This window comes from Stappia sp. ICDLI1TA098, from assembly GCF_054880955.1.
Window position 1 is genome coordinate 40,020 of record NZ_JBTZBT010000002.1, and the last position, 21,826, is coordinate 61,845.

At 68.2% G+C, this 21,826-nt stretch carries 14 protein-coding genes; 8 read left to right on the top strand and 6 right to left on the bottom strand.

The window, feature by feature from the left end; translation table 11 throughout:
• Positions 1-146: 146 nt before the first annotated feature.
• On the top strand, positions 147-2,669 hold the full coding sequence (locus tag ACSLUQ_RS10580) for a ligase-associated DNA damage response DEXH box helicase (protein ID WP_461808980.1): 2,523 nt from the start codon (positions 147-149) through the stop codon (positions 2,667-2,669).
• A complete protein-coding gene (gene pdeM / locus ACSLUQ_RS10585) occupies positions 2,666-3,391 on the top strand; it encodes a ligase-associated DNA damage response endonuclease PdeM (protein ID WP_417773550.1) in 726 nt (241 codons plus the stop codon). Before ACSLUQ_RS10580 ends, pdeM begins: the two co-directional genes overlap by 4 nt.
• Before the next feature lie 52 nt (positions 3,392-3,443).
• On the opposite strand, the gene ACSLUQ_RS10590 is transcribed toward pdeM, so the two are convergent.
• The 3 genes from ACSLUQ_RS10590 to ACSLUQ_RS10600 form a co-directional block, all read right to left on the bottom strand.
• Entirely contained in the window at positions 3,444-4,241 is a 798-nt protein-coding gene (locus tag ACSLUQ_RS10590; RefSeq protein WP_417773549.1) for a TIGR02186 family protein, read from the bottom strand.
• The gene (locus tag ACSLUQ_RS10595) at positions 4,238-5,167 is read right to left on the bottom strand and encodes a sulfite exporter TauE/SafE family protein (protein WP_417773548.1); all 930 of its coding nucleotides are present in this window, start codon (positions 5,165-5,167) and stop codon (positions 4,238-4,240) included. Before ACSLUQ_RS10595 ends, ACSLUQ_RS10590 begins: the two co-directional genes overlap by 4 nt.
• A gap of 230 nt (positions 5,168-5,397) precedes the next feature.
• Positions 5,398-9,834, bottom strand: coding sequence for a peptidoglycan-binding protein (locus ACSLUQ_RS10600; RefSeq protein WP_461808510.1), 4,437 nt, complete (start codon positions 9,832-9,834; stop codon positions 5,398-5,400).
• A gap of 397 nt (positions 9,835-10,231) precedes the next feature.
• Here ACSLUQ_RS10600 and ACSLUQ_RS10605 point away from each other — a divergent pair, with 397 nt between their 5' ends.
• The 5 genes from ACSLUQ_RS10605 to ACSLUQ_RS10625 all read left to right on the top strand — a co-directional run bounded on the left by ACSLUQ_RS10605 (position 10,232) and on the right by ACSLUQ_RS10625 (position 17,512).
• A complete protein-coding gene (locus ACSLUQ_RS10605) occupies positions 10,232-10,690 on the top strand; it encodes a MerR family transcriptional regulator (protein WP_417773546.1) in 459 nt (152 codons plus the stop codon).
• A gap of 404 nt (positions 10,691-11,094) precedes the next feature.
• On the top strand, positions 11,095-12,888 hold the full coding sequence (locus tag ACSLUQ_RS10610; protein WP_417773545.1) for an acyl-CoA dehydrogenase C-terminal domain-containing protein: 1,794 nt from the start codon (positions 11,095-11,097) through the stop codon (positions 12,886-12,888).
• Positions 12,889-12,991: 103 nt separating this feature from the next.
• Positions 12,992-14,200 (top strand): acetyl-CoA C-acetyltransferase, encoded by a 1,209-nt coding sequence (locus ACSLUQ_RS10615; RefSeq protein WP_461808511.1) that lies wholly within the window; start codon positions 12,992-12,994, stop codon positions 14,198-14,200.
• A gap of 22 nt (positions 14,201-14,222) precedes the next feature.
• On the top strand, positions 14,223-16,427 hold the full coding sequence (locus ACSLUQ_RS10620; RefSeq protein WP_461808512.1) for a 3-hydroxyacyl-CoA dehydrogenase NAD-binding domain-containing protein: 2,205 nt from the start codon (positions 14,223-14,225) through the stop codon (positions 16,425-16,427).
• 182 nt (positions 16,428-16,609) lie between these two features.
• Positions 16,610-17,512, top strand: a complete 903-nt coding sequence (locus ACSLUQ_RS10625; protein WP_461808513.1) for a histone deacetylase family protein — start codon at positions 16,610-16,612, stop codon at positions 17,510-17,512.
• A 9-nt stretch (positions 17,513-17,521) separates the two neighbouring features.
• Here the strand turns inward: ACSLUQ_RS10625 and ACSLUQ_RS10630 are convergent, their stop codons facing one another.
• Positions 17,522-17,794: a DUF6460 domain-containing protein gene (locus ACSLUQ_RS10630; RefSeq protein ID WP_461808514.1), complete on the bottom strand. Its 273-nt coding sequence runs from the start codon at positions 17,792-17,794 to the stop codon at positions 17,522-17,524.
• Between the two features lie 38 nt (positions 17,795-17,832).
• On the bottom strand, positions 17,833-18,750 hold the full coding sequence (locus ACSLUQ_RS10635) for a class I SAM-dependent methyltransferase (RefSeq protein WP_461808515.1): 918 nt from the start codon (positions 18,748-18,750) through the stop codon (positions 17,833-17,835).
• A gap of 215 nt (positions 18,751-18,965) precedes the next feature.
• On the opposite strand from ACSLUQ_RS10635, the gene ACSLUQ_RS10640 reads away from it, so the two are divergent.
• A complete protein-coding gene (locus ACSLUQ_RS10640) occupies positions 18,966-19,412 on the top strand; it encodes an META domain-containing protein (RefSeq protein WP_417773539.1) in 447 nt (148 codons plus the stop codon).
• Positions 19,413-19,503: 91 nt separating this feature from the next.
• Here the strand turns inward: ACSLUQ_RS10640 and ACSLUQ_RS10645 are convergent, their stop codons facing one another.
• Positions 19,504-21,528, bottom strand: coding sequence for a methyl-accepting chemotaxis protein (locus ACSLUQ_RS10645; protein ID WP_461808516.1), 2,025 nt, complete (start codon positions 21,526-21,528; stop codon positions 19,504-19,506).
• Positions 21,529-21,826: the final 298 nt, after the last annotated feature.

The following is a 21,826-nucleotide window of genomic DNA, read 5'->3' on the forward strand; positions in this document are numbered from 1 at the left end:
CGTCGTTCTCCCCTGGCAATCTAGGGCCGATGCCGGTCGTTGGAAACGAGGTCGGTCGGCTTTGCACGGTTTCCGCCGGCCGACGCGCCGAAGCGGCCCTCTTCCCGCTCGACGGCGGCCGGAACAGCGCCTATCTGTGGAGGTCGATGGATGCCTCAAGCCCCTCCCGCCTGCCCGAGCGTTTCTCAAGCTGGTTCGCCGCGCGCGGCTGGAGCCCGAGGCCGCATCAGCTCGCGCTGCTGGAACTTGCGGCGGCGCGCAAGTCGGCGCTGCTGATCGCCCCGACGGGGGCGGGCAAGACGCTCGCCGGCTTCCTGCCGAGCCTCGTCGCACTTTCCGCGCGCGGCCGGAAGAAGCCGGGCAGCGCGGGAGCGCGTGGCGTCCATACGCTCTACATCTCGCCGCTCAAGGCGCTTGCCGTCGACATCGCCCGCAATCTCGGACAGCCGGTCGCCGAGATGGGGCTCGACATGACCATCGAGACCCGTACCGGCGACACCCCCTCCCACAAGCGCCAGCGCCAAAAGCACGCCCCCCCGGATATCCTGCTGACGACGCCGGAGCAGATCGCGCTGCTCATCTCGGATGCCCAGGGCCGGCGGATGCTGGAAGGCGTCGACACGGTGATCCTCGACGAGCTGCATGCGCTCGTCACCTCCAAGCGCGGCGACCTTCTCGCGCTCGGGCTGGCCGCCTTGCGCAAGCTCTCCCCCGACATGCGCGCCATCGGCCTTTCGGCAACCGTGGCCCAGCCGGAGGACCTGCGCGCCTATCTCGTCGGCCAGACGCCCGACGCCGATGCGCAGCGCACCCTCGCCGAGGTGGTGACGATCAAGGGCGGCGCCGAGCCCGACATCTCCATCCTCGACACGGCAGAGCGCCTGCCCTGGTCGGGCCACTCCGCCCGCCACGCGGTTGGCGACATCTACCGGCTCATCGGCGAGAACCGAATGAGCCTCGTCTTCGTCAACACCCGCTCGCAGGCGGAGATGCTGTTCCAGTCGCTCTGGCACGCCAATGAAGACAACCTGCCCATCGCCCTTCACCACGGCTCGCTCGATGTCGGCCAGCGGCGAAAGGTGGAGGCGGCAATGGCCGATGGCCGGCTCAGGGCGATCGTCTGCACCTCCTCGCTCGATCTCGGCATCGACTGGGGCGACGTCGACCTGGTCATCAACGTTGGCGCGCCGAAGGGCGCGAGCCGGCTCGCCCAGCGCATCGGCCGCGCCAACCACCGCATGGACGAGCCCTCGCGCGCCGTGCTGGTGCCGGCGAACCGTTTCGAGGTGCTCGAGTGCCAGGCCGCGCTCGTCGCCTCGAAGGCCGGGGCGCAGGACACGCCTGCCTTGCGCGACGGCGCGCTCGACGTGCTCGCCCAGCATGTTCTGGGTTGCGCCTGCGCCGGTCCGTTCGATCCCGCAGCCCTGTTCGACGAGATCCGCTCGGCCGAGCCCTACCGCGCGATGACGCGCGAGACCTTCGACCGGGTGGTCGACTTCGTCGCCACCGGTGGCTACGCGCTCCGGACCTACGAGCGCTACGCACGGCTGAAGCCCGATGGCGAGGGCCGGCTGCGCCTGTCGCACCCCAGTTTCGCCCAGCAATACCGGCTCAACGTCGGCACCATCGTCGAGGCGCCGATGCTGAAGGTGCGCCTCGTGCGCTCGAAGGCCGAAGGCCGGCGCACGCCGGTCGGGCGCGGCGGACGCTGGCTGGGCGAGATCGAGGAATGGTTCATCGAGCAGCTCGCACCGGGCGACACCTTTCTCTTCGCCGGCGAGATCCTGCGTTTCGAGGGGCTGCAGGAAAACGAAGCCTATGTGTCGCGCGCACGCACCGACTCCCCCAAGATCCCCTCCTATCAGGGCGGCAAATTCCCGCTTTCGACCTATCTGGCGGCAAGTGTGCGGGCAATGCTGGCCGACCCGCAAAGCTGGGCGGCCCTTCCCGGGCAGGTGCGCGAATGGCTGGAGATCCAGCGCCTGCGCTCACGCCTGCCGGACCGCGACGGGCTTCTCGTCGAAACGTTCCCGCGCGCCGAAAAGCACTATCTCGTGTGCTATCCCTTCGACGGGCGGCTCGCCCACCAGACGCTCGGCATGCTGCTGACGCGCCGGCTGGAGCGGCGCGGGCTGCACCCGATGGGCTTCGTCGCCAATGACTATGCGCTGGCCGTTTGGGCGCTGTCCGACCTTGGCGGCGAGATCGAGGCAGGGCGTCTTTTGCTCGACGAACTCTTCGCCGAGGACATGCTCGGCGACGATCTCGATGCGTGGCTTGCCGAATCCAGCCTGATGAAGCGCACCTTCCGCACCTGCGCGGTGATCGCCGGCCTGATCGAGCGCCGTCATCCGGGGCTGGAAAAGACCGGCCGGCAGGTGACCGTTTCCTCCGACCTCATTTATGACGTCTTGCGCAGGCATGAACCCGGTCACATCCTTCTGGAGGCGACTTGGCAGGATGCCGCTACGGGACTTCTGGATATCTCCCGTCTCGGCCAACTTCTTGCCCGAACACGCGGCCGAATCGCGCATACTCGTCTTGCGCGAATCTCTCCGCTCGCCGTTCCGGTGATGCTCGAGATCGGCAAGGAGCCAGTCCTCGGCAATGTCCAGGAGGCGCTTCTCGCCGGCGCTGCCGACGACTTGGTCAGGGAGGCAATGGGGTGAGACCGTTTTTCGCCGAAGTGGAAGCACGACGCTACGCGCCCGTGTGTCACGACATTGCAATCGCCGGCGAAATCGTTGGCCTTCATGACAGCGGCGCGCTGTGGTGGCCCGACGAAAACACGCTGATCGTCTCCGACCTGCACTTCGAGAAAGCCTCCAGCTACGCCCGTCGCGGCGTCATGCTGCCCCCCTACGACACCGCGGCGACGCTGGAAAAGCTCGCCGAGGTGATCGAGGCGTTCCAACCCTCGCGCGTCGTCGCGCTCGGCGACAGCTTCCATGATCCGGACGGGTCCGACCGGCTGCCCGCCGCCTACCGGGCGATGCTGACCACGCTGCAACTCGGACGCGAATGGGTGTGGATCACCGGCAACCACGATCCGGTCGCCCCGGTGTTGCTGTGCGGCGAAACCCATGCGGAAATCGCCATCGGCAATCTGGTGTTCCGCCATGAGCCGGATCCAGAGGCGGCTCCCGGCGAGATCGCCGGGCACCTGCATCCGGCCGCGCGCATCCGTCGCTACGGCCGCTCCGTGCGCCGGCCGTGCTTCGCCACCGATGGCCGCCGTCTGGTGCTGCCGGCCTTCGGCGTGCTGACCGGTGGGCTCAACGTGCTCGATCAGGCCTGGCGACCGTTGTTCACGGAACGCGAGTTCTCCGTCTTCATGCTCGGCGAAGGCCGTCTCTATCCCTTCACCGGCTCGCGCCTCGTCGCGGAGTGAAGCAGGCAGCGGACGGCCACCGGCCCTGCCCGCTGCGGAAAAGTCCCGCCTTTCAATCCTTCCGGAAAATCACCCCCGCCAGCCAGCCGGTGAAGACGGCAAGCGCAATCGCGATGAGGCCGTAGACGGCCGCGTAGACGTGGGCGAGGCGGTAGGTAAACTGCTCGAAACCGGTCTTGCCGATGGTCAGCGTCTCCTGCGCCTGTGCCAGCAGCGCGCCGCCGCGCAGCAGATAGGTGTTGACCGTGTATTCGCCCACGGGAATGTTTGCCGGGAGCCACACGGTGGTGCGGAACAGGTCGTCGCTCAGGAACTCGATGGAATCGACCCGCTCCGCATAGAGGCCGCTCGTCACGCGCAGGCGACGGAAGGCCTCGCGGAAGTTGGCGCGGTCGGCCATCGGCGCGACGGGTTCGCCGATGATCGGCAGATTCAGGTTGCGCAGGCCGATGCGATGTCGCTCAAGCAGCGTGCGAGAGGCCATCTCATGCGGCTCGCGCGTCGTGTGCACGGCGAGAAAACTCGGAACATGCCCGAAGCTCTCGGAATCGCGGTTGACCCAGATGCCGAGGAACCGGCCCTTGCGCCTTGTCCGCACCACCTGCTCCGGACCGGACACGACGACGGCCAGGTCGTAGGGTTCCGGCCGGCTCACCGTCACGGCGTCGCGGGCGATCTCGCCGAAGACGACGAGGGTCGTTCCGGTGAAATTGGACTGGATGCGCACTTCGTCGGCCGACAGCGCCGCGATCAGCTTCTCGGCACGCGCGGTTGTTGCCGCAAGGAGGCTGCCGGCGACAACCGCCAGGCCCAGCGCCAGCCGGCGCGCCGGATGCCCCTGCCCGCTCATGGCATCGCTCCCGCGACGACGGAGATCGAATAGAGCTCCTCCGGACGCATCAGCAGGTTGACGGCAAAGCGCACGCCAACGCTCAGCACCAGCAGCGCCAACAGCAGGCGCAACTGGTCGCCGCGCAGCTTCTGCCCCATGCGCGCGCCGAACTGGGCGCCGATGACGCCGCCCACCATCAGCGTCAGCGCCAGCACGATGTCGACCGACTGGTTGGAGACGGCGTGCAGGAAGGTCGCCGCCGCCATGGTCACCATGATCTGCAGCAGCGAGGTGCCGATGACGACATTGGTCGGCACCCGCAGCAGGTAGATCAGCGCCGGCACCATCATGAAGCCGCCGCCGATGCCCAGGATCGTGCCGAGAAAGCCGATTGTTCCACCCAGCACGATGACCGGAATGACGCTGACATAGAGGCGCGACTGGTAGAAGCGCATCTTGAACGGCAGGCCGTGCACCCAGTTGTGCCGTCCGGGCTGGCGCACCGGCACCCGAGCGCCGCCGCGCCGCCGCGCCATCGCGCGCACGGATTCAAACAGCATCAAACCGCCGATGGCGCTGAGAAAGGTAACGTAGGACAGCGAAATGACGAGATCGAGCTGGCCCAGCGTCTGCAACATTCCGAAGAGCCAGACGCCAATTGCCGAGCCGGCGACGCCGCCGACGAGCAGCATCGAGGCCAAACGGAAATCAATGGACTTTCGCCGCCAATAGGCAAGCACGCCGGAGGTCGACGAGGCCACCACCTGGCTCGTTACCGTGGCGACCGCGACCGCCGGGGGAATGCCGGAAAAGATCAGGAGAGGTGTCAGCAGGAACCCGCCGCCAATGCCGAACAGCCCCGACAGGAACCCCACGGCCCCGCCCATCCCGAAAATCATGAACATGTTCACGGGCAACTCGGCGATGGGCAGGTAAATTTGCACGGCACACCGGCGAATGAGCCGCGCAAAGCCACGCGGCTACGTGGTTGTTCACGGGTGGCGCGCCACCCCGCTTTCATTGGCGGGGGTGGCCGTCGGTTCGACCGCCCCCAGATGTTCCCGGCTTTCGATAAAGCGCCGGGTGGAAACCTGTGTCAATGCGCATCCCGCCACCAAACCCGTGGTGACGACAACCTTCACCCGATTGTTGCCGATCGGTTGCCGGTCAGCGATCAGATCGACTGGCCGGAAAGCGAATCGAGCAGTTCGCGGGAGATCGCCCCCGTCACCGAAAGCCCTGCCGCCGCCTGATAGGCCCGCACGGCGTCGCGCGTGCGCGGTCCCACCTGGCCGTCCGCTCCGCCCGGGTCGAAACCGCGGGCAGCGAGAAGCTGCTGCACGTTCTTCACCAGTTCGCGCGGGCCAACCGTGACGGAGGCACGCGAGACGGTTTCCGCCGGCGTCGTCCATGCCGGCTTGATGTCGACCTCGTTGGCGGATGCCTGGCGCGGCGTCTCCTTCCAGGTCTCCGCCGCCAGCCGCGCTTCGGCGAGCGTCTCGCCCGAGAGCATGTTGGCGACTTCGTCGCGCTTGTTGCCGGCCTCCCGGTCGCCCTGCTTGGCGGCCAGCGAGAACCACTTGTAGCTCTCCACCAGGTTCTTCTCGAGGCCGAGGCCGCGGGCATAGAGGATCCCGAGATTGTACTGGCTGTCGGCAAGGCCGAACTCGGCCGCCTTCTTGAACCAGTAAGCCGCATCGCGGAATTCCGGCGTGCCGGACAGACCCTCGGCATAGAGAACGGCGAGATTGTGCGCCGCCTTGGCGTTGCCCTTCTCGGCAGCGCGCAGATACCAGTCGCGCGCCATCTCCAGGTTCTTTTCGACGCCGCGCCCCTTCTCGTAGAGGCTGCCGAGGCGGTACTGGGCCGGCGCCAGCCCGGCATCGGCGGCTTTTTCGTAGTAGCGCGCCGCCACCGCGAGGTCCGGGGTTACGCCCGTGCCCTCGGTGTAGCGCACGGCAATGGCAAAGAAGGCGGCCGGATTGCCGGAGGCCGCAGCCTCGCGCAGGGCAATGGGCCCGGCGTCCTGCGGGATCGCGGCAAGCGCCCCTGCGGGCACCGGCTTGCGCGGACCGCTGTCCTCAGCCTTCGGCGCAGCCTCGGTCTCCGCGACCGTGGCGGTCGCGGAAGGCGTGCGGGAGAACTGCGGCGCGGGAATGCTGTCGGGCCGGGCCGAGAAGCCGCTGCCGGAAATGGAGGGCGGAGCAAAGGCGACCGCGGCCTCGCCGTTGCCGGCCGGCGCGGAACGCGCCGTGTCGACCGGAGCCGGGCGTTCCGGAGACCCGGCTGCGAAATCGCCGGACGCAGGGGCGCGGGGCTGTGTTCGGGCCGTCCCGGCGATCTCCGGGCCACCAGACACGCCGGCTGCCGGGGGCCTTGCCTCGCCACCCGTGCGGGCGGCCTGAGGCATCGCCTGCCCGCCCGCTTCGGCGACCTGCGAGGTGGTGCGCGCGGACTGTGTCCCGGTACCGGCCGGCGCCTTTTCGGCCTGCGCGGTCTGGGTCTGGGTCTCGACCGTGCCCGCGACAACGGGCGGCGTCTCAAGCGCGGCAATGCCGTCGCCTGCCGGAGAAACCTGCTTGAAGATCTGCAATGCACCGAGCGCGATCACGACGGCGGCGGCAGCCAGCAGCACCGCGCGACGCCCGCCGGGGGAGAACATGCCGCGCCCGCCGGCGGCGGCAACTTCAGCCTCGCCCTCGCGGGCCGGGGCCTCGATCTCCGGCACGTCGACGACCTGTGGCCCCTTGGCCGCACGCACCTCGGGCGCCTTGGCGTTCTTGCCACGGCCAGCGCGACGCCCGCCCTCGCGGCGGTCACCGTTCTGCAACTCGACCTGAGCGGCATCGGCCTCGGCCCGCGCGTCCGTCTCGGCGGCGGCGGCGACCTTGCGGCGCCGGCCCGGCAGACGCGAGCGAAGCCAGCCAGCGGCCGAACCGGTCTCGGCCTCCTCGCCCTCCTTCGCGGCGGAGCTGAGGAAGGCGAGCGCGCCCTTGCGGGTCTCGGCTTCCTCGCTCGCGGCCTGCGCGGCGCGGCGGGCGGCGGCAATGAAATCGGCCTTGCGGTCGCGCAGCGCCTGGGGCTGCCCGCTCGCAGCCGCGGCCGAGGCGGCCGCCGCGGTCGCGCTCAACGCCGACTGGATGCCGTCGACCTCGCCCGGGGCCCTGACCTTGCGTGCCGGACGCTTGTCCTGCGCCGGTGCTGCAGGGCGACCCGGCATCGGGATCTGCCTGGAAGGAGCCTGAGCGGCCGCATCCTGCTGGCGGCGGCGCGGCGGAACGCCGGAGCCGGGCTCGAGCGGACGGTTGTCCTCGATCTCGGAAACCGGGTTGTCGGAGCCGTAGCCGTCGATTTCCAGCGCCTGCAGGCGGGCGTTGATGGAGGAGAGAACGCCCTGGACGCTGTCCATCGCCTCGCGGCTGCGCTGCTCGGAGCTGGTCGCGGCGTCCATCAGGCGGTGAAGATCGTCGCGTAGCGCCGCGGCAATCGTGGCATCGCCGCCGGCCTGTCCCAGATCGCCAAGCCGCGAGAACCCGGCCTCGGCGGCGTCGAGCTTGGCGGCGAGCGAAGCGATCTTGTCCTCGACCTGCGCGAGAACGGCAACGTCGGAACTGCCCGCGCCACGGCTCGCCGCATCTGCGAGATCGCGCAGGCGCGCTTCCAGATCGGCGCTGACGCCGGCACCCGACACGCTGTCGCGCAGGGCCGCAACCTCGCGGTGCAGCGCCCCAAGGTCGGCCGGCTCGCCGGTCGCGGCGGGGGCGCTCTCGAAGCGCTCGTTGAGCTGGGCAATGCCGGCCTCGAGCCGGGAAATCAGGTCGAGCTCGATGGAGCCGCTCGCCCCTTCGCCATTTAGAACAAGGCTTTCCGGGCGGTCTAGCGCGTCGATCTTGCCGTCGATGGCGGCGAGACGCTTCTCCAGCAGCGTGAAGGCGGCATCGTAGCTCGGCGGCATCTGCCGTGCGCTCTCGATACGCTTTAGCCGGCCGGCGATCTCGCCGAGGCGCTCATCGATCTCCGGTGCGGAGGCGCGGGCGGCGCGGTCATCGGCGAGCATCGAGGTGATCTCGCCCAGCCGGTCGTTGAGCCGTTCGACAGCGCCGCTTTCCGGCACCCGCTCCTCGATGGCCGACAGCCGGTCGGCAAGATGGCGCTGGTCCTCGCAAAGCCGGTCGATGGCGTCGAAACGATAGGACAGGGACGTGATGCTCGCCTCGATCCCGCCGAGGAGATCCTGCACGTCGATGCGCTCGACCAGATCGCGAACGGCGCGGATTTCTGCGCGCAGCGCAACCATGTCCTCGCCCGGGTTACGGCGGACAAGTTCCTCGACCCGGTGGCCGATGTCGGAGACCCGGTCGTCCAGGGCGACGATCTGGTCGGCACGCGGCACGATGCGGAACGCGCTCTCGATGTCGGCGAGACGGCCGGTGAGCTCGTCGACCAGGCGCGGCTCGACGCGGGCCCGGGCGACCTCGTCGAGACGCTGCACCAGATGGGCGTAGCCGCTTTCGAGCGACTGCAGCATGCCTTCGACGTTGGACTGGCCAATGGTCTTGCGCAGATCGGCGATCTCGGCGCGCATGTCCTGCAGGAGACGCATGTCGCCACGGTCGGCGCGCAGGCGTTCCACGGTCTCCGAAAGCCGACGCATTTCCGAGGCATCGCGGCCGGCCGGGCGGGCGCGTTCGGCGCGCAGCCCCTCGGAAAGGGCGGCGCGCAGGTCGGCGATCTCGCGGCGCAGCGTCGAAAGCTGGGCGTCGCGCGGGCCGTTGGCGCCGTCGATCCGGCGGGCAAGGTCCTGAATGAGCGGCCGCAGGTCGTCGGCCGGAGCGGCTGCGCGTTCCTCGAAGCGGGCGTCGAGACGCGCTTCCTCGTAGTCGAAGCCGGTGTCGTAATCATCGGTCGCCGGCGCGGCGCGCTCATCGTAACGCGGCGCGGCCTCGCGGGCATAGGCGGCAGCGGTTGCCGCGCCGCGTCCGGAGGTCGCGGCACGCGGGCGCGGTGCGTAATAGCCCTCTTGCGTTTCGGCGGCGACACGGGCGGCGGGAGCGGCACCCGACAGATCCTCGACGCGGCGGTCGAGCCGGTCGAGCGCCGAAAGCACCGCCTCGATGCGGCTGGTGCGTGCATCGCCCGACGGACGCGCGCCCTGCTGGGCGGACATCGGCGGCACGCCGGAGGCAGCGGCGGGGCGACGGTCGCCACGGCCGCGCGCGGCAGCCGCACGGCGGGCCTGCCGGTTCGGACCCGGCTCGGCCGGACGGGCATAGGGATCGGCGTGAAAGGTCGTGTCCGGGGCAGCGCGGGTGTCGTCCGGCCGGTCCATCAGCCGGCCGAGCGCGTCGGCAACATCGTCGAGCTGGGCGCGGGCGCGGGCCCGCTCCGAGCGCGCGCCGCCATGATCCTCGTAGCGATCGCGAGCGATGTCCTCGGGATGGCCAGACCAGTGACGGCCGGCATCCTGCGGCGGCCGGTCCCATGCCGGGGCGCGGTTCTGCGGCGCGTACCAGCCATCCTCTCCGGCGGGGAGATCGTGGTCGTGAACCGGACCCTGCCCCCGTTCGGAAGCTCCGCCGCGTGAAGTGCGATTGCGCACGTTCCAGGACATTTCTTGCCTCTTCCCAGATGGGCGCGCCGGAAGGCGCCTCGCGTTCCCTTGGTCTTCCGGCCGCAAACGGCTACGCACGATCCGGTCGATGTTGTCCTGACTGTCGCGACTTATGGTAAACAGCCGGTTAAGCGCCGATTTCTTATGGTTAAGCAAAGGTAACGGGCCCTGGTTTCCACCGACCTGCGGTGAATCGCGCGCAGGCGGCGGCCCGCGCGACACGGCGGGGACAAGTCGACCGGCATCCGTGAGAGTGGCGCGCGCATCGAGGCTCACCGAGGCTCGTCTTGACGCTTACCTTCACGGAATGTATGTCGATGGCTCTCGCGCAGTGGTCAGACATCGCACCAGTCCGCGATATTTTCGGCACCCGGACAGACATCGAAGGTTCCAGATCATGAGCGAAGCGCTTTCGGTAAACAACGACATCGTTGAAGCTGTCGCGGCGAAAGACGAGTCGACGAAAAAGACGCTTTTCACGATTGGCGACCTCGCGAAAGAATTTGGCGTTACCCTTAGAACCCTGCGCTTCTACGAAGACAAGGGGTTGATCAACCCGCGACGGGACGGGATGAATCGGGTCTATACGCGCCGTGACCGGGCCAGGCTCAAACTGGTTCTGATGGGCAAGCGCGTCGGCTTCTCGCTGTCGGAAATCCGCGACATGCTGGATCTCTATGACCTGCGCGACGGCCAGGTGACCCAACTGCGGGTCGCCCTATCCCGCTTCCAGGGCCAGATCGACATTCTCGTGCAGCAGCGCCGGGACATCGACCAAGCGGTCGAGGAACTCGGCCGGACCGTCGAGATCGTCTCGGGAATGCTGAAGGAAAAAGAAGCCGACGGCGCCGAATAAGGCGCCGCCTTCGTTTCCGCACGACGCGCGCTATCCCCGCCTCCCGCGACCGCCGGCCAGGCAGCGCTGCCGCGTGCATTCTGCATCGACGCCCCCCTTCCCGCTCGCTCCCTGCCAGCCGTCACCCTTGCGGAGAACGGCTGCAAAGCGGACAATTCGTCGCGTCAATTTTCGAAATTCTGTCACGCTGCGACGCAATCTTGCCGCGTAGGGAGCCGAACCTGCCAGCCGGTCGATACGCGCCGAGGTGCCTGCGCGGATGCGCCCTTACCTCTTGCCGGGGCGGCAGCGAGACCCTATAGATGGTCGCAAGGTGACGTTTACGGAAACGTAAGCTCAAGACCGTTCGCTTGCGACCTGATCGATTGCCGGCGAGCGGCGGCCAAGACCGGGAGGACGATTGCATGCCGAGCTATTCCGCGCCTGTCCAGGACGTGCTTTTCCTGCTCAACCAGGTTCTCGACTACGACGCCCACGCCGACCTGCCGGGCTTCGGCGACGCGACCCCCGATATCGTCGAGGCTATCCTCGGCGAGGCGGCGCGCTTCTGCGAGGAGGAGCTGTCGCCCCTCAACGCCACCGGGGACAAGGAAGGCTGCAAGCGCGGTGCCGACGGCTCCGTCACCACCCCGAAGGGCTTCCGCGACGCCTATGCGACCTATCGCGACAACGGCTGGATCGCGCTGTCGATGCCCGAGGCCTATGGCGGCCAGGGCCTGCCGACGACGCTGAACACCATCGTCCAGGAGTTCATCTCCGGCGCGAACCTCGCCTGGGGCATGTATCCGGGCCTTTCGCAGGGAGCCGCCGCGGCGATCGCGGTGCATGGCTCGCCGGAGCAGAAGGCGCTCTACCTGCCGAAACTGGCGAGCGGCCACTGGTCGGGCACCATGAACCTGACGGAGCCGCATTGCGGCACCGATCTCGGGCTGATCAAGTCGCGTGCGGTGCCGCAGGGCGACGGCAGCTACAAGATCACGGGTCAGAAGATCTTCATTTCCGCCGGCGAGCATGATCTCACCGACAACATCGTCCATCTGGTGCTTGCCCGCATCGAGGGCGCGCCGGAGGGCACCAAGGGCATCTCGCTCTTCGTGGTGCCGAAGTTCCTTCCCGACGACGCGGGCGAGGCGGGCACGCGCAACGCGGTCTCCTGCGGCGCGCTGGAAGAAAAGATGGGCATCCACGGCAACGCCACCTGCGTCATGAACTACGACGGGGCGACCGGCTGGCTGATCGGCGAGGAGAACCGTGGCCTCAACGCCATGTTCGTGATGATGAACGAAGCCCGGCTCGCCGTCGGCGTGCAGGGCCTCTCCCAGTCGGAAGTGGCCTATCAGAACGCCGCCGCCTACGCCCGCGACCGGCTGCAGGGCCGCGCGCTTTCCGGCCCCAAGAACCCCGACGGGCCGGCCGATCCGATCATCGTCCATCCGGATGTGCGCCGGACGCTGATGTCGATCCGTGCCTTCAACGAGGCGGCCCGGGCGCTGATCCTGTGGACGGCGCTGCGCTCCGACGTTTCCCACCGCAGCACCGACAAGAAGACGGCCCAGGCGGCGGACGACCACATGGGCCTGATGACCCCGGTCATCAAGGGTGTCTTCACCGACCTCGGCTTCGACAACGCGGTCGCCGCCCAGCAGATGTTCGGCGGCCACGGCTATATCGAGGAATGGGGCATGTCGCAGTTCGTGCGCGACGCCCGTATCACCATGATCTACGAGGGCGCCAACGGCATCCAGGCGCTCGATCTGGTCGGCCGCAAGCTTCCGCGCGACGGCGGCCGGGCGGTGATGAGCTTCTTCAACGAGATCGGCACCTTCCTTCAGGAAAATGGCGGCGACGAAAACCTCGCCCCCCTGCTCGCCGCGCTCAAGGCCGGTGCGGACGACCTGCAGAAGGCGACCATGTGGTTCATGAACAACGCGCTGGCGAAGCCCGACAACGCGGGCGCCGGCTCGACCGACTACATGCACCTGTTCGGCACCGTCGCGCTTGGCTTCATGTGGGCGCGGATGGCCAAGGCCGCCCATGCCGCCCTTGCGGCCGGCGACGGCGACGCCACCTTCTACAAGACGAAGCTGACGCTGGCGCGCCACTTCATGGAGCGGCACATGCCGGAGACGGCGCTGCGACTGGCCAGGGTTTCCGCCGGCGCGGACACGGTGATGGAGCTTCAGGCAGAGACCTTCTGAGGCCTCCGCCCATCCTTGCGGCCGCCCGCGCGGCGGCGCGGTCCGCGCGCGGTGTCGCCCGGCGCGGATCGCCTCAAGAAACGATGTTCAGGGAGAGACACGCATGGCCGAGGCACTGATCTACGATCACGTCCGCACCCCGCGCGGACGCGGAAAGAAGGACGGCGCGCTGCATGAGGTGACCGCCGTCGGGCTCGCCGCCGAGCCGCTCAAGGCGCTCAAGGCGCGCAACGACTTCGACACAAGCCTGGTCGAGGACGTGATCCTCGGCTGCGTCGACCCGGTCGGCGAGGCAGGCGGCGACATCGCCCGCGCCGCCGTCTTCGCCGCCGGCTACGAGGCGAAGGTGCCAGGCGTGCAGATCAACCGCTTCTGCGCCTCCGGCCTCGACGCCGTGAATTTCGCCGCCGCGCAGGTGATGAGCGGCCAGCACGCGCTCGTTGTCGGCGGCGGCGCGGAATCGATGAGCCGCCTCGGCATCGGCTCCTCGGGCGGGGCCTGGCCGGTCGATCCGGCGGTGGCGCTGCCCTCCTACTTCATGCCGCAAGGTGTCTCGGCCGATCTCATCGCCACCAAATACGGCTTCACCCGCGATGACGTCGACGCCTATGCGGTGGAAAGCCAGAAGCGGGCGGCGAACGCCTGGGCGAAGGGCTATTTCGACAAGTCCGTCGTGCCGGTTCGCGACATCAACGGGCTGGTCATCCTCGACCGGGACGAGCACATGCGCCCCGAGACCGACATGCAGTCGCTCGCCGGTCTTGCCGCCGCGTTCGAGATCATGGGGCAGATGGGCGGCTTCGACGCGGTTGCGGTCCAGGCCCACCCGGAGGTGGAGGCGGTGCGCCACGTCCACCACGCGGGCAACTCCTCGGGCATCGTCGATGGCGCGGCCGCCGTGCTGATCGGCTCGCGCGAGGCGGGCAAGGCCGCGGGCCTGCGTCCACGCGCGCGCATCCGCGCCTTCGCCAACATCGGCTCAGACCCGGCCTTGATGCTGACCGGGCCGGTGGATGTCACCAACAAGCTGCTGGCGCGCTCCGGCATGTCGCTGGCCGACATCGACCTCATCGAGATCAACGAGGCATTCTCGTCCGTCGTGCTGCGTTTCATGCAGGCGTTCGATCTCGACCCGGCGATGGTCAACGTCAACGGCGGCGCCATCGCCATGGGCCACCCGCTGGGGGCGACCGGCGCGATGATCCTGGGGACGGCTCTCGACGAGATGGAACGGCGCGACCTCAACACCGCGCTGGTGACGCTGTGCATCGGCGCGGGCATGGGCACCGCGACGATCATCGAGCGCATCTGAGGAAACGGGCGGAGGAACGACAATGGCTTACACCAACTTCACCCTCGAGACGACCGACGGCATCGCGCTCATCACCTGGGACATGCCGGAAAAGTCGATGAACGTCATCGACATGTCCGTGATGGATGAACTCGAACGGATCATCGATCAGGTCGCCGCCGACGACGCGGTGACCGGAGCGATCATCACGTCCGGCAAGGCGACCTTCACCGGCGGCGCCGACCTGACCATGCTGGAAGGGCTGTTGCGCGACTTCCGCAAGGCGCACACCGGCGATGCGGAGGCGGCCACGCGCACGCTCTTCGAAGGGTCGCGCCGGCTGTCGCTCATCTATCGCAAGCTCGAAACCTGCGGAAAGCCCTTCGTCGCGGCGCTGAACGGCACCACGATGGGCGGCGGCACCGAACTGGCGCTTGCCTGCCACGCACGGATCGCGGCCGAGGGCGATGCGTTCAAGATGGCGCTGCCGGAGGTCAAGGTCGGCCTCTTCCCCGGCGCCGGCGGCACCCAGCGCGTCATGCGCATGTGCGACCCGCAGCAGGGCTTGCAGTTCCTGCTGCAGGGCAAGACGCTGGACGCCGCCAAGGCGAAGGCGATGAAGCTCATCGACGCCACCGCACCGGCGGACGGGCTGGTCGCGGCGGCGCGCGCGCTGCTGAGCGCCGGTGTCGACCCGGTGAAGCCCTGGGACAAGAAGGGCTTCAGGCTGCCCGGCGGCGCGATCCAGTCGCCGGCCGGCTTCCAGTTCTGGCCGGCGGCAACCGCCATCTACCGGCGCGAGACCCATGACAACTATCCTGGCGCGCGCGCGCTGCTGCAGTCGGTCTACGAGGGGCTTCAGCTTCCCATGGACCAGGCGCTGACGGTGGAAAGCCGCTACTTCGCCCATGTGCTGCAAAGCCCGGAGGCGGCGGCGATGATCCGCTCGCTCTTCGTCTCCATGCAGGAGCTGAACAAGGGCGCGCGGCGGCCGGCGGCCCAGCCGGAGCGACGGATCGCGAAGCTCGGCGTGCTCGGCGCCGGCTTCATGGGCGCCGGCATCGCCTATGTCAGCGCCCGGGCCGGCATCGAGGTGGTGCTGATCGACCGCGAGCAGGCAGCCGCCGACAAGGGCAAGGCCCATTCCGACGAGTTGATGACCAAGGCGATCAAGCGCGGCAAGGCGCGCGCCGAGGACAAGGAAGCGCTGCTCTCGCGGATCACCGCCACCACCGACTATGCGCTTCTGGGCGACTGCGATCTCGTCATCGAGGCGGTGTTCGAGGACCGCGAGGTGAAGCGCGCGGTGACGGAGCAGGCGGAAGCGGCAATGAAGCCCGGCGCGATCTATGCCTCCAACACGTCGACCCTGCCGATCACCTCGCTGGCCGAAGCCTCCAGGCGGCCGGCGGATTTCATTGGCATCCACTTCTTCTCGCCCGTCGACAAGATGATGCTGGTCGAGGTGATCATGGGCAAGCAGACCGGCGATGCGGCGCTGGCGACGGCCCTCGACTTCATCCGCGCCATCAAGAAGACGCCCATCGTCGTCAATGACAGCCGTGGCTTCTACACCTCGCGCGTCGTCATGACCTACATTCGCGAGGGGCTGATGATGCTGGCCGACGGGGTGCCGGCGGCGATGATCGAGACCTGCGGAAAGATGGCGGGAATGCCCGTGGGGCCGCTGTCGCTGGGCGACGAGGTGGCGCTCGACCTTGCGTGGAAGATCGTCTCGGCAACGCGCAAGGACATGGGCGCGGCCTACCAGGCCGGCCCGCTCGACGCAATTCTCGAGGACATGGTCGTCAAGCGCGAGCGCTTCGGGCGCAAGAACGGCAAGGGCTTCTACGACTATCAGGGCCGCGACAAGGCGCTGTGGCCGGGCATCCCCGAGGTTACCGGCCAGCCGAAGCCGGCGGAGGACTTCGACGTCGCCGACCTCAAGCAGCGGCTTCTCGTCATGCAGGCGCTGGAGACGGCGCGGATCTTCGAGGAAGGCTGCCTGAGCGACGTGCGCGAGGCCGATGTCGGCTCGATCCTGGGCTTCGGCTTCGCGCCCTTCACCGGCGGTACGCTCTCCTACATCGACGGCATGGGCAGCAAGGCCTTCGTCGCCCTGTGCGAGCGCTTCGCAAAGGCGCATGGCGACCGTTTCGCGCCCAATGCGCTGCTGAAGGAGATGGCCCGCACCGACCAGCGCTTCTACCAGCGCTTCCCGCCCGAAAAGGCCAGCGAGGCCGCCTGAGGCAGGACGAACCGGCATGCGGGGAGCGCTTCACGCCCTCCGCATGCCGCAGCCACCACCGACGCGGGCGACCGCCCCCCGGCGATCCGCCGGGGGGCGGTTTGCGTAGAGGGACAGGACCTGCTCTCGCGCATGGGGCCGTTTCGCCCTATCGTGGAGCGCCCTTTCCAGCGCGGAACGCCATGTCGCTTGCCATTGTCCATCACCCCGCCTATTGCGCCGAGATCCCGAGCAATCACCGTTTTCCGATGAACAAGTTCCGCCGGGTGGCGGAGGTGCTTGTCGAGGAGGACCTCGTGGTGCCGGGAGGGTTTCACCAGCCCGCGCCGGCGCCGGCCGCGTGGCTCGGGCTGGCGCACGACCAGACCTATGTCGATCAGGTGCTCGCCGCGCAGGTGCCCGTGGCGGTTGCCCGCGAGATCGGCTTGCCGATGAGCGAGGCGGTCGGCCTGCGCGCGCGCTGCGCGACAGCGGGAACCGTGCTGACGGCGACGCTCGCGCTGGAGCGCGGCATCGCCTGCAACACCGCCGGCGGCAGCCACCACGCACGCCGGGCCCATGGCGCGGGCTTCTGCGTCTTCAACGACGTGGCGGTGGCGATCCGCGTGCTCATCGCCGACGGGGCGATCGAGCGGGCGATGGTGGTCGACCTCGACGTGCACCAGGGCGACGGAACCGCGGAGATCTTCACCGGCGAGGAGCGTGTCTTCACGCTCTCCCTGCACGGCCGGCAGAACTACCCGGTGCGCAAGGTGCCCTCATCGCTCGACATCGCGCTGGAAGACGACACCGGCGATGCGGCCTACATGGAGGCGCTGCGCGACGGTCTCGATGCCGCTCTCGCCGCGTTCCGCCCCGACATCGTCTTCTACAACGCCGGCGTCGACCCGCATGCGGAGGACAGGCTCGGCCGGCTGTCGCTGAGCGACGCCGGTCTTGCCGCGCGCGATGCCCATGTCATCGGCACCGTGCGGGCGGCGGGGCTGCCACTCGCCGGCGTGATGGGGGGCGGCTATCTTGCCGACATCGACAGGCTGGCGCGCCGCCACGCCGGGCTCTTCCGGGCGGCGGCGGCCTTCGCCTGAGGCAGGGCCTCAGCCACGCCCCATATTGAGCAGGCGCAACACCACCCAGACGGGAATGACGACGACCGCGCCAAGCAGGAAGTAGCCGCCGAGCCGGCCGAGCGCCTCAAAGCCCATGTTCCACAGGCGTTCGAAGAAGGCGACCACGCCGTCGAAGATATCGAGCGGATTGAGATCGAGCGCCGACATCAGCACGCCGACGACGAAGGACAGGAATACAAGCTTCACGATGACGGCGCCGGGCGAGCCACCGATAAAACGGTCAAGCTGACGGTTGGACATTCTGCGTTCCTTGTCGTGATCGTCGCGCGGATCGCCGGTCATGGCAGCCGGGCCGTGGCGATGAGTGTGTCGGTGGCGTCGCGCCGGTCAAGCGCATGCTCATAGGCGTCGCGAAGCGCCGGCGTCTCCAGCGTGGCGAGCGGGCCGCGATGCCCGCCCGGCCGTCCCTCGCGCAGCCAGGTCAGATGATTGGCAAGCCCGTAGCGCTGCACGCCGGAAATGTCGATGTCGACGAAGCCCGCGGCCGCAAGCAGCAGACGCAGCGACGCGCGCGTATGCAGCACCAGATGCTGCGACCAGAGCGTGAAACGGGCGAAGGCGTCGAGGCCGAGCTCGTCGAGCAGGAAGTCGCGGGCGTGGGGCACCTCGATGACGAGATGCCCGCCGGGCGCCAGATGGGCGCGGATCCCGGCCAGCACCGCCAAAGGGTCCGGCAGGTGTTCGAGAACGTGAAACAGGAAGATCGTGTCGAAGGGGCCGGAAAGATCGGCGATCCGCTCGCCCGTCGCGATTCCCTCCGCGGCAAGCGCGGCGCGCGCATCCTCCTGCAACTCGACGCCAACGGCACGCGCCGCCTCGCCCTTCGCAAGCCGCAGGAAGCCGCCGGTGCCGCAGCCGAAATCGCAGATGCGCCGGCCAGCGACCAGCGGGCGGAAGGCATCCATCCGTCGACGGCTGTCGGCGCGGTCTTCCGGGCTTGCATCGGCACCCGCCCCAAGGGGCTTCGCCTCGCCACGATAGGCGCCGCTGCGATAGGTGCCGTCGCCGACGTAATGGCCATCGATGAAGATCACGCCGCTGTCCGGGTCGCGCCAGACGGGCAGCGGATCGACGTCGCGGGTGCGCGGGGCGAAAAGCTCGACCCGGTCCTCGCGGATCGCACCGAGGCCCGCCAGCAAGGTCTTTATGCCCGTGGATGCTGCGGACGGCGCATCGCCGCCGCGAGAGGCGCTCATGATCGGGGCATCTGCTTTGTTGCTGTCATGGCCGAGATGTAGGAGGCGGCACGCGGGCAATCAAACGAAAATGCTGCGAACGAAGGGGCAATGCCGCTTTCAGGCCACATTGCGGATCGAAACAATCCTGGTTGCGTCGCGAGTCCGCATGCGTTCTGATGCATGCGATCCGACGCATCACCTCACACGTCATCCGGCCCGGGAGCCGCACCCTGATGTTTCGCGCCTTGCCAGGACTTGTCAGCAGCGCCGCAATCCTCCTCGCCCTTTCCGCGCCGAGCGGCTCCGCCGCAGCGGAGCAGCACAGCCCGTCGGTCACCGGTGAGTGGCGGATCGCCGCCATCGCCACGCCCGGCGGCGCGCTCGTCGATCTTGATGGCGACACCACGCTCCGGACCGAGGTGACCATCGACCGGCACGGCCTGTGGGCAGCCTCCGCCGGCTGCAACCGGCTGCGCGGCACACTGGAGCAGCACGGGCGCACGCTGGACGTTTCCGACCGGGTGATGGCGACCAAGATGGACTGCAAGGGCCCGACCGGCGACCTCGAGCGCCGCTTCATGCGCTACTTCCCCGCCGCCGTCCAGGTCGACGGCATGCCGGGGCGCGTGCTTCTGCGCGACGGATCGGGCGCCGCCGTGGTGCTGCTCGTCGGCAAGTAGGTCCTCTCCCGTCGGCATCGGCAGGCGTAAAAAACGAAAACCCCGGACGCCGCACGGCACCCGGGGTCTTTTTTTTGCAGTCAGCCGGCGATCAGGCCGCTGCGACCTCGCGCAGGAACCTGTCGATCTCCTCACGCAGCGCGTCGGTGTTGCGGGCCATCGCGTCGGAGGCGTCGAGCACGTTGCCGGCGGCCGAGGAGGTGCTCTCGACCGTCGAGGCGAGGCGCTCCATGTTGCGGGTCACCGCGCCGGTACCTTCCGCCGCCTGCTGCACCGAGCGCGAAATGTCGCTCGTCGCCGCGCCCTGCTGTTCCACAGCGGTGGCGATGGAGGTGGTGTAGCCGTTCACCTCCTGCATGATCTGGGCGATCTCGCCGATGGCGGTGACCGCCTCGGTGGTCGAGCCCTGGATCGCCGAGATCTGGGCGGAGATTTCCTCGGTCGCCTTCGAGGTCTGGGTGGCGAGTTCCTTGACCTCGGCGGCGACGACCGCAAAGCCGCGCCCGGCCTCGCCGGCGCGCGCCGCCTCGATGGTGGCGTTCAGCGCCAGCAGGTTGGTCTGTTCGGCAATCGCCTGGATCAGCGAGACAACCTCTCCGATCTTGTTGGCGGCCTGGGCAAGGCCTGCGACCTTCTCGTTGGTGGAATGGGTGCCCTGGGTCGCCTGGCTGACGACCTGGGTGGTCTGGCCGACCTGGCGGGAGATCTCGGCAATCGAGGCGGAGAGCTCCTCGGCGGCGGAGGCAACCGTCTGCACATTGGCCGTCGCATGCGAGCTGGCGTCGGTGGTCTCACTGGCGCTGTCGGCGCTTTCGCGGGCCATGTCGCTCAACTGGCGGGCCGTCGCGTCGAGGCCCGTCGCCGTCTCGCTCACTGTGCCGATCTGCTGGCGCACCATGTCGCGGAAGCTGCCGATCAGTCCCTCGATGCGGGCCTGACGGGCGGCGCGCGCGCCCTCCTCCTCGGACTGGGCTGCCTCGAGGCGCTGACGCTCGAGGGCATTGTCGCGGAAAGTGACGACCGCACGGGCCATGTCGCCGATCTCGTCATCGCGGCCGTCGAGACCGGAATCGACACTGGTGTCGCCGCCGGCGAGCCGGCGCATCACGTCGGTGAGCGCCACGACCGGGCGGGCAATGACGCCAGCGCCGAACCAGACCACGCCGAGAACGACCGCCAGCAGGACGGCGGAGATGGCAAGCATCGTGTTGCGCGCAGAGATGGCACCGGCGACCATCGCCGAATAGGGAACGTCGATGGCGACGTACCACTTCTCCTGCACTCCCGGAAACTCGACCGGGAGCATCGCCAGATAGCGATCGCCGACAAGGCTGGAGCGGACACCATCCGCGCTGTTTGCGGCCTGACCGACCAGCGCAAGCACCGCCGGATCCTCGACCGGCTTGCCGAGCTTCGCCGGATCGGCGGTGGCGACCCAGAGATTGCCGCTGCCGACAAGCTTGACCTCGCCTTCACCGAAAGGACGGTGCGCCGACATGGCGGTCACGATGTTGGCCAGGGACAGGTCGGAGGTGGTGATGCCAATGGCCTTGCCACCGCTGCGCACCACCCAGCTTACGGTGGTCATCAGCACGTCCTTGCCGTCGATCGGATAGGTGTAGGGGGACGTGATCAGCGAGCGGTTCTCGCGCACCGGCAGGTCATACCAGCCCTCGGTGCCCGTTTCCTTGGTCATCACCAGCTTCTCGGAAACGACCTTGCCGTCGGCGCCGTGGTAGAAATAGGGAACGAAACGTCCGGTCGCGTCGGAATACTTGTGACCCGTGAAGTCCGCATCCTTGCCATCGAGCCCGTTCGGCTCGAAGGCGAGCGTCATGCCGACGATGCCGGGATAGTTCTCGACGACGCGGATCATCATGTCGCCGAGACTGTCGCGGTTGACCATGCCGCCGGCGACAAGGCCCTCCACCGCGTTGGCGGTGGTCTGGGCGGCCGTGATGGCGCGGCCGACACCGACATTGACGTCCTGCGCGAAGCCGGTCAGCAGCGCCTGCGCCTCGCGCTCGGAAGCATCCTCGGCCGCGCTCGTCATCGCCATCGATCCGGAAAGGCTCACCCCTGCGAGCGAGAAGAGAAGCAGTGCTCCCGCGCTCAACAAAAGCTTGTTTCGGATGGATAAGTCAGAAAACCGCATCTGGATGATCTCCGCGCTCACAGGATGTCACGTACTGTCGTGACGAGCATTTGACGCGGCAGATCTTGCCGACAGATTAACCCGGCCTCGGCGGAATTTCTTATGTCATTTTGATGAAATACAGAATTGACTCGGAGATATTGACAATATCCAGAAAGAACTCTCGGACACTCCCCCTAACACCGTCTCAAACAACAAAATGAACCAAAATCCACAGGACGGGTAGATTCACACCCGACAGAAATTTAAATAAAACCCG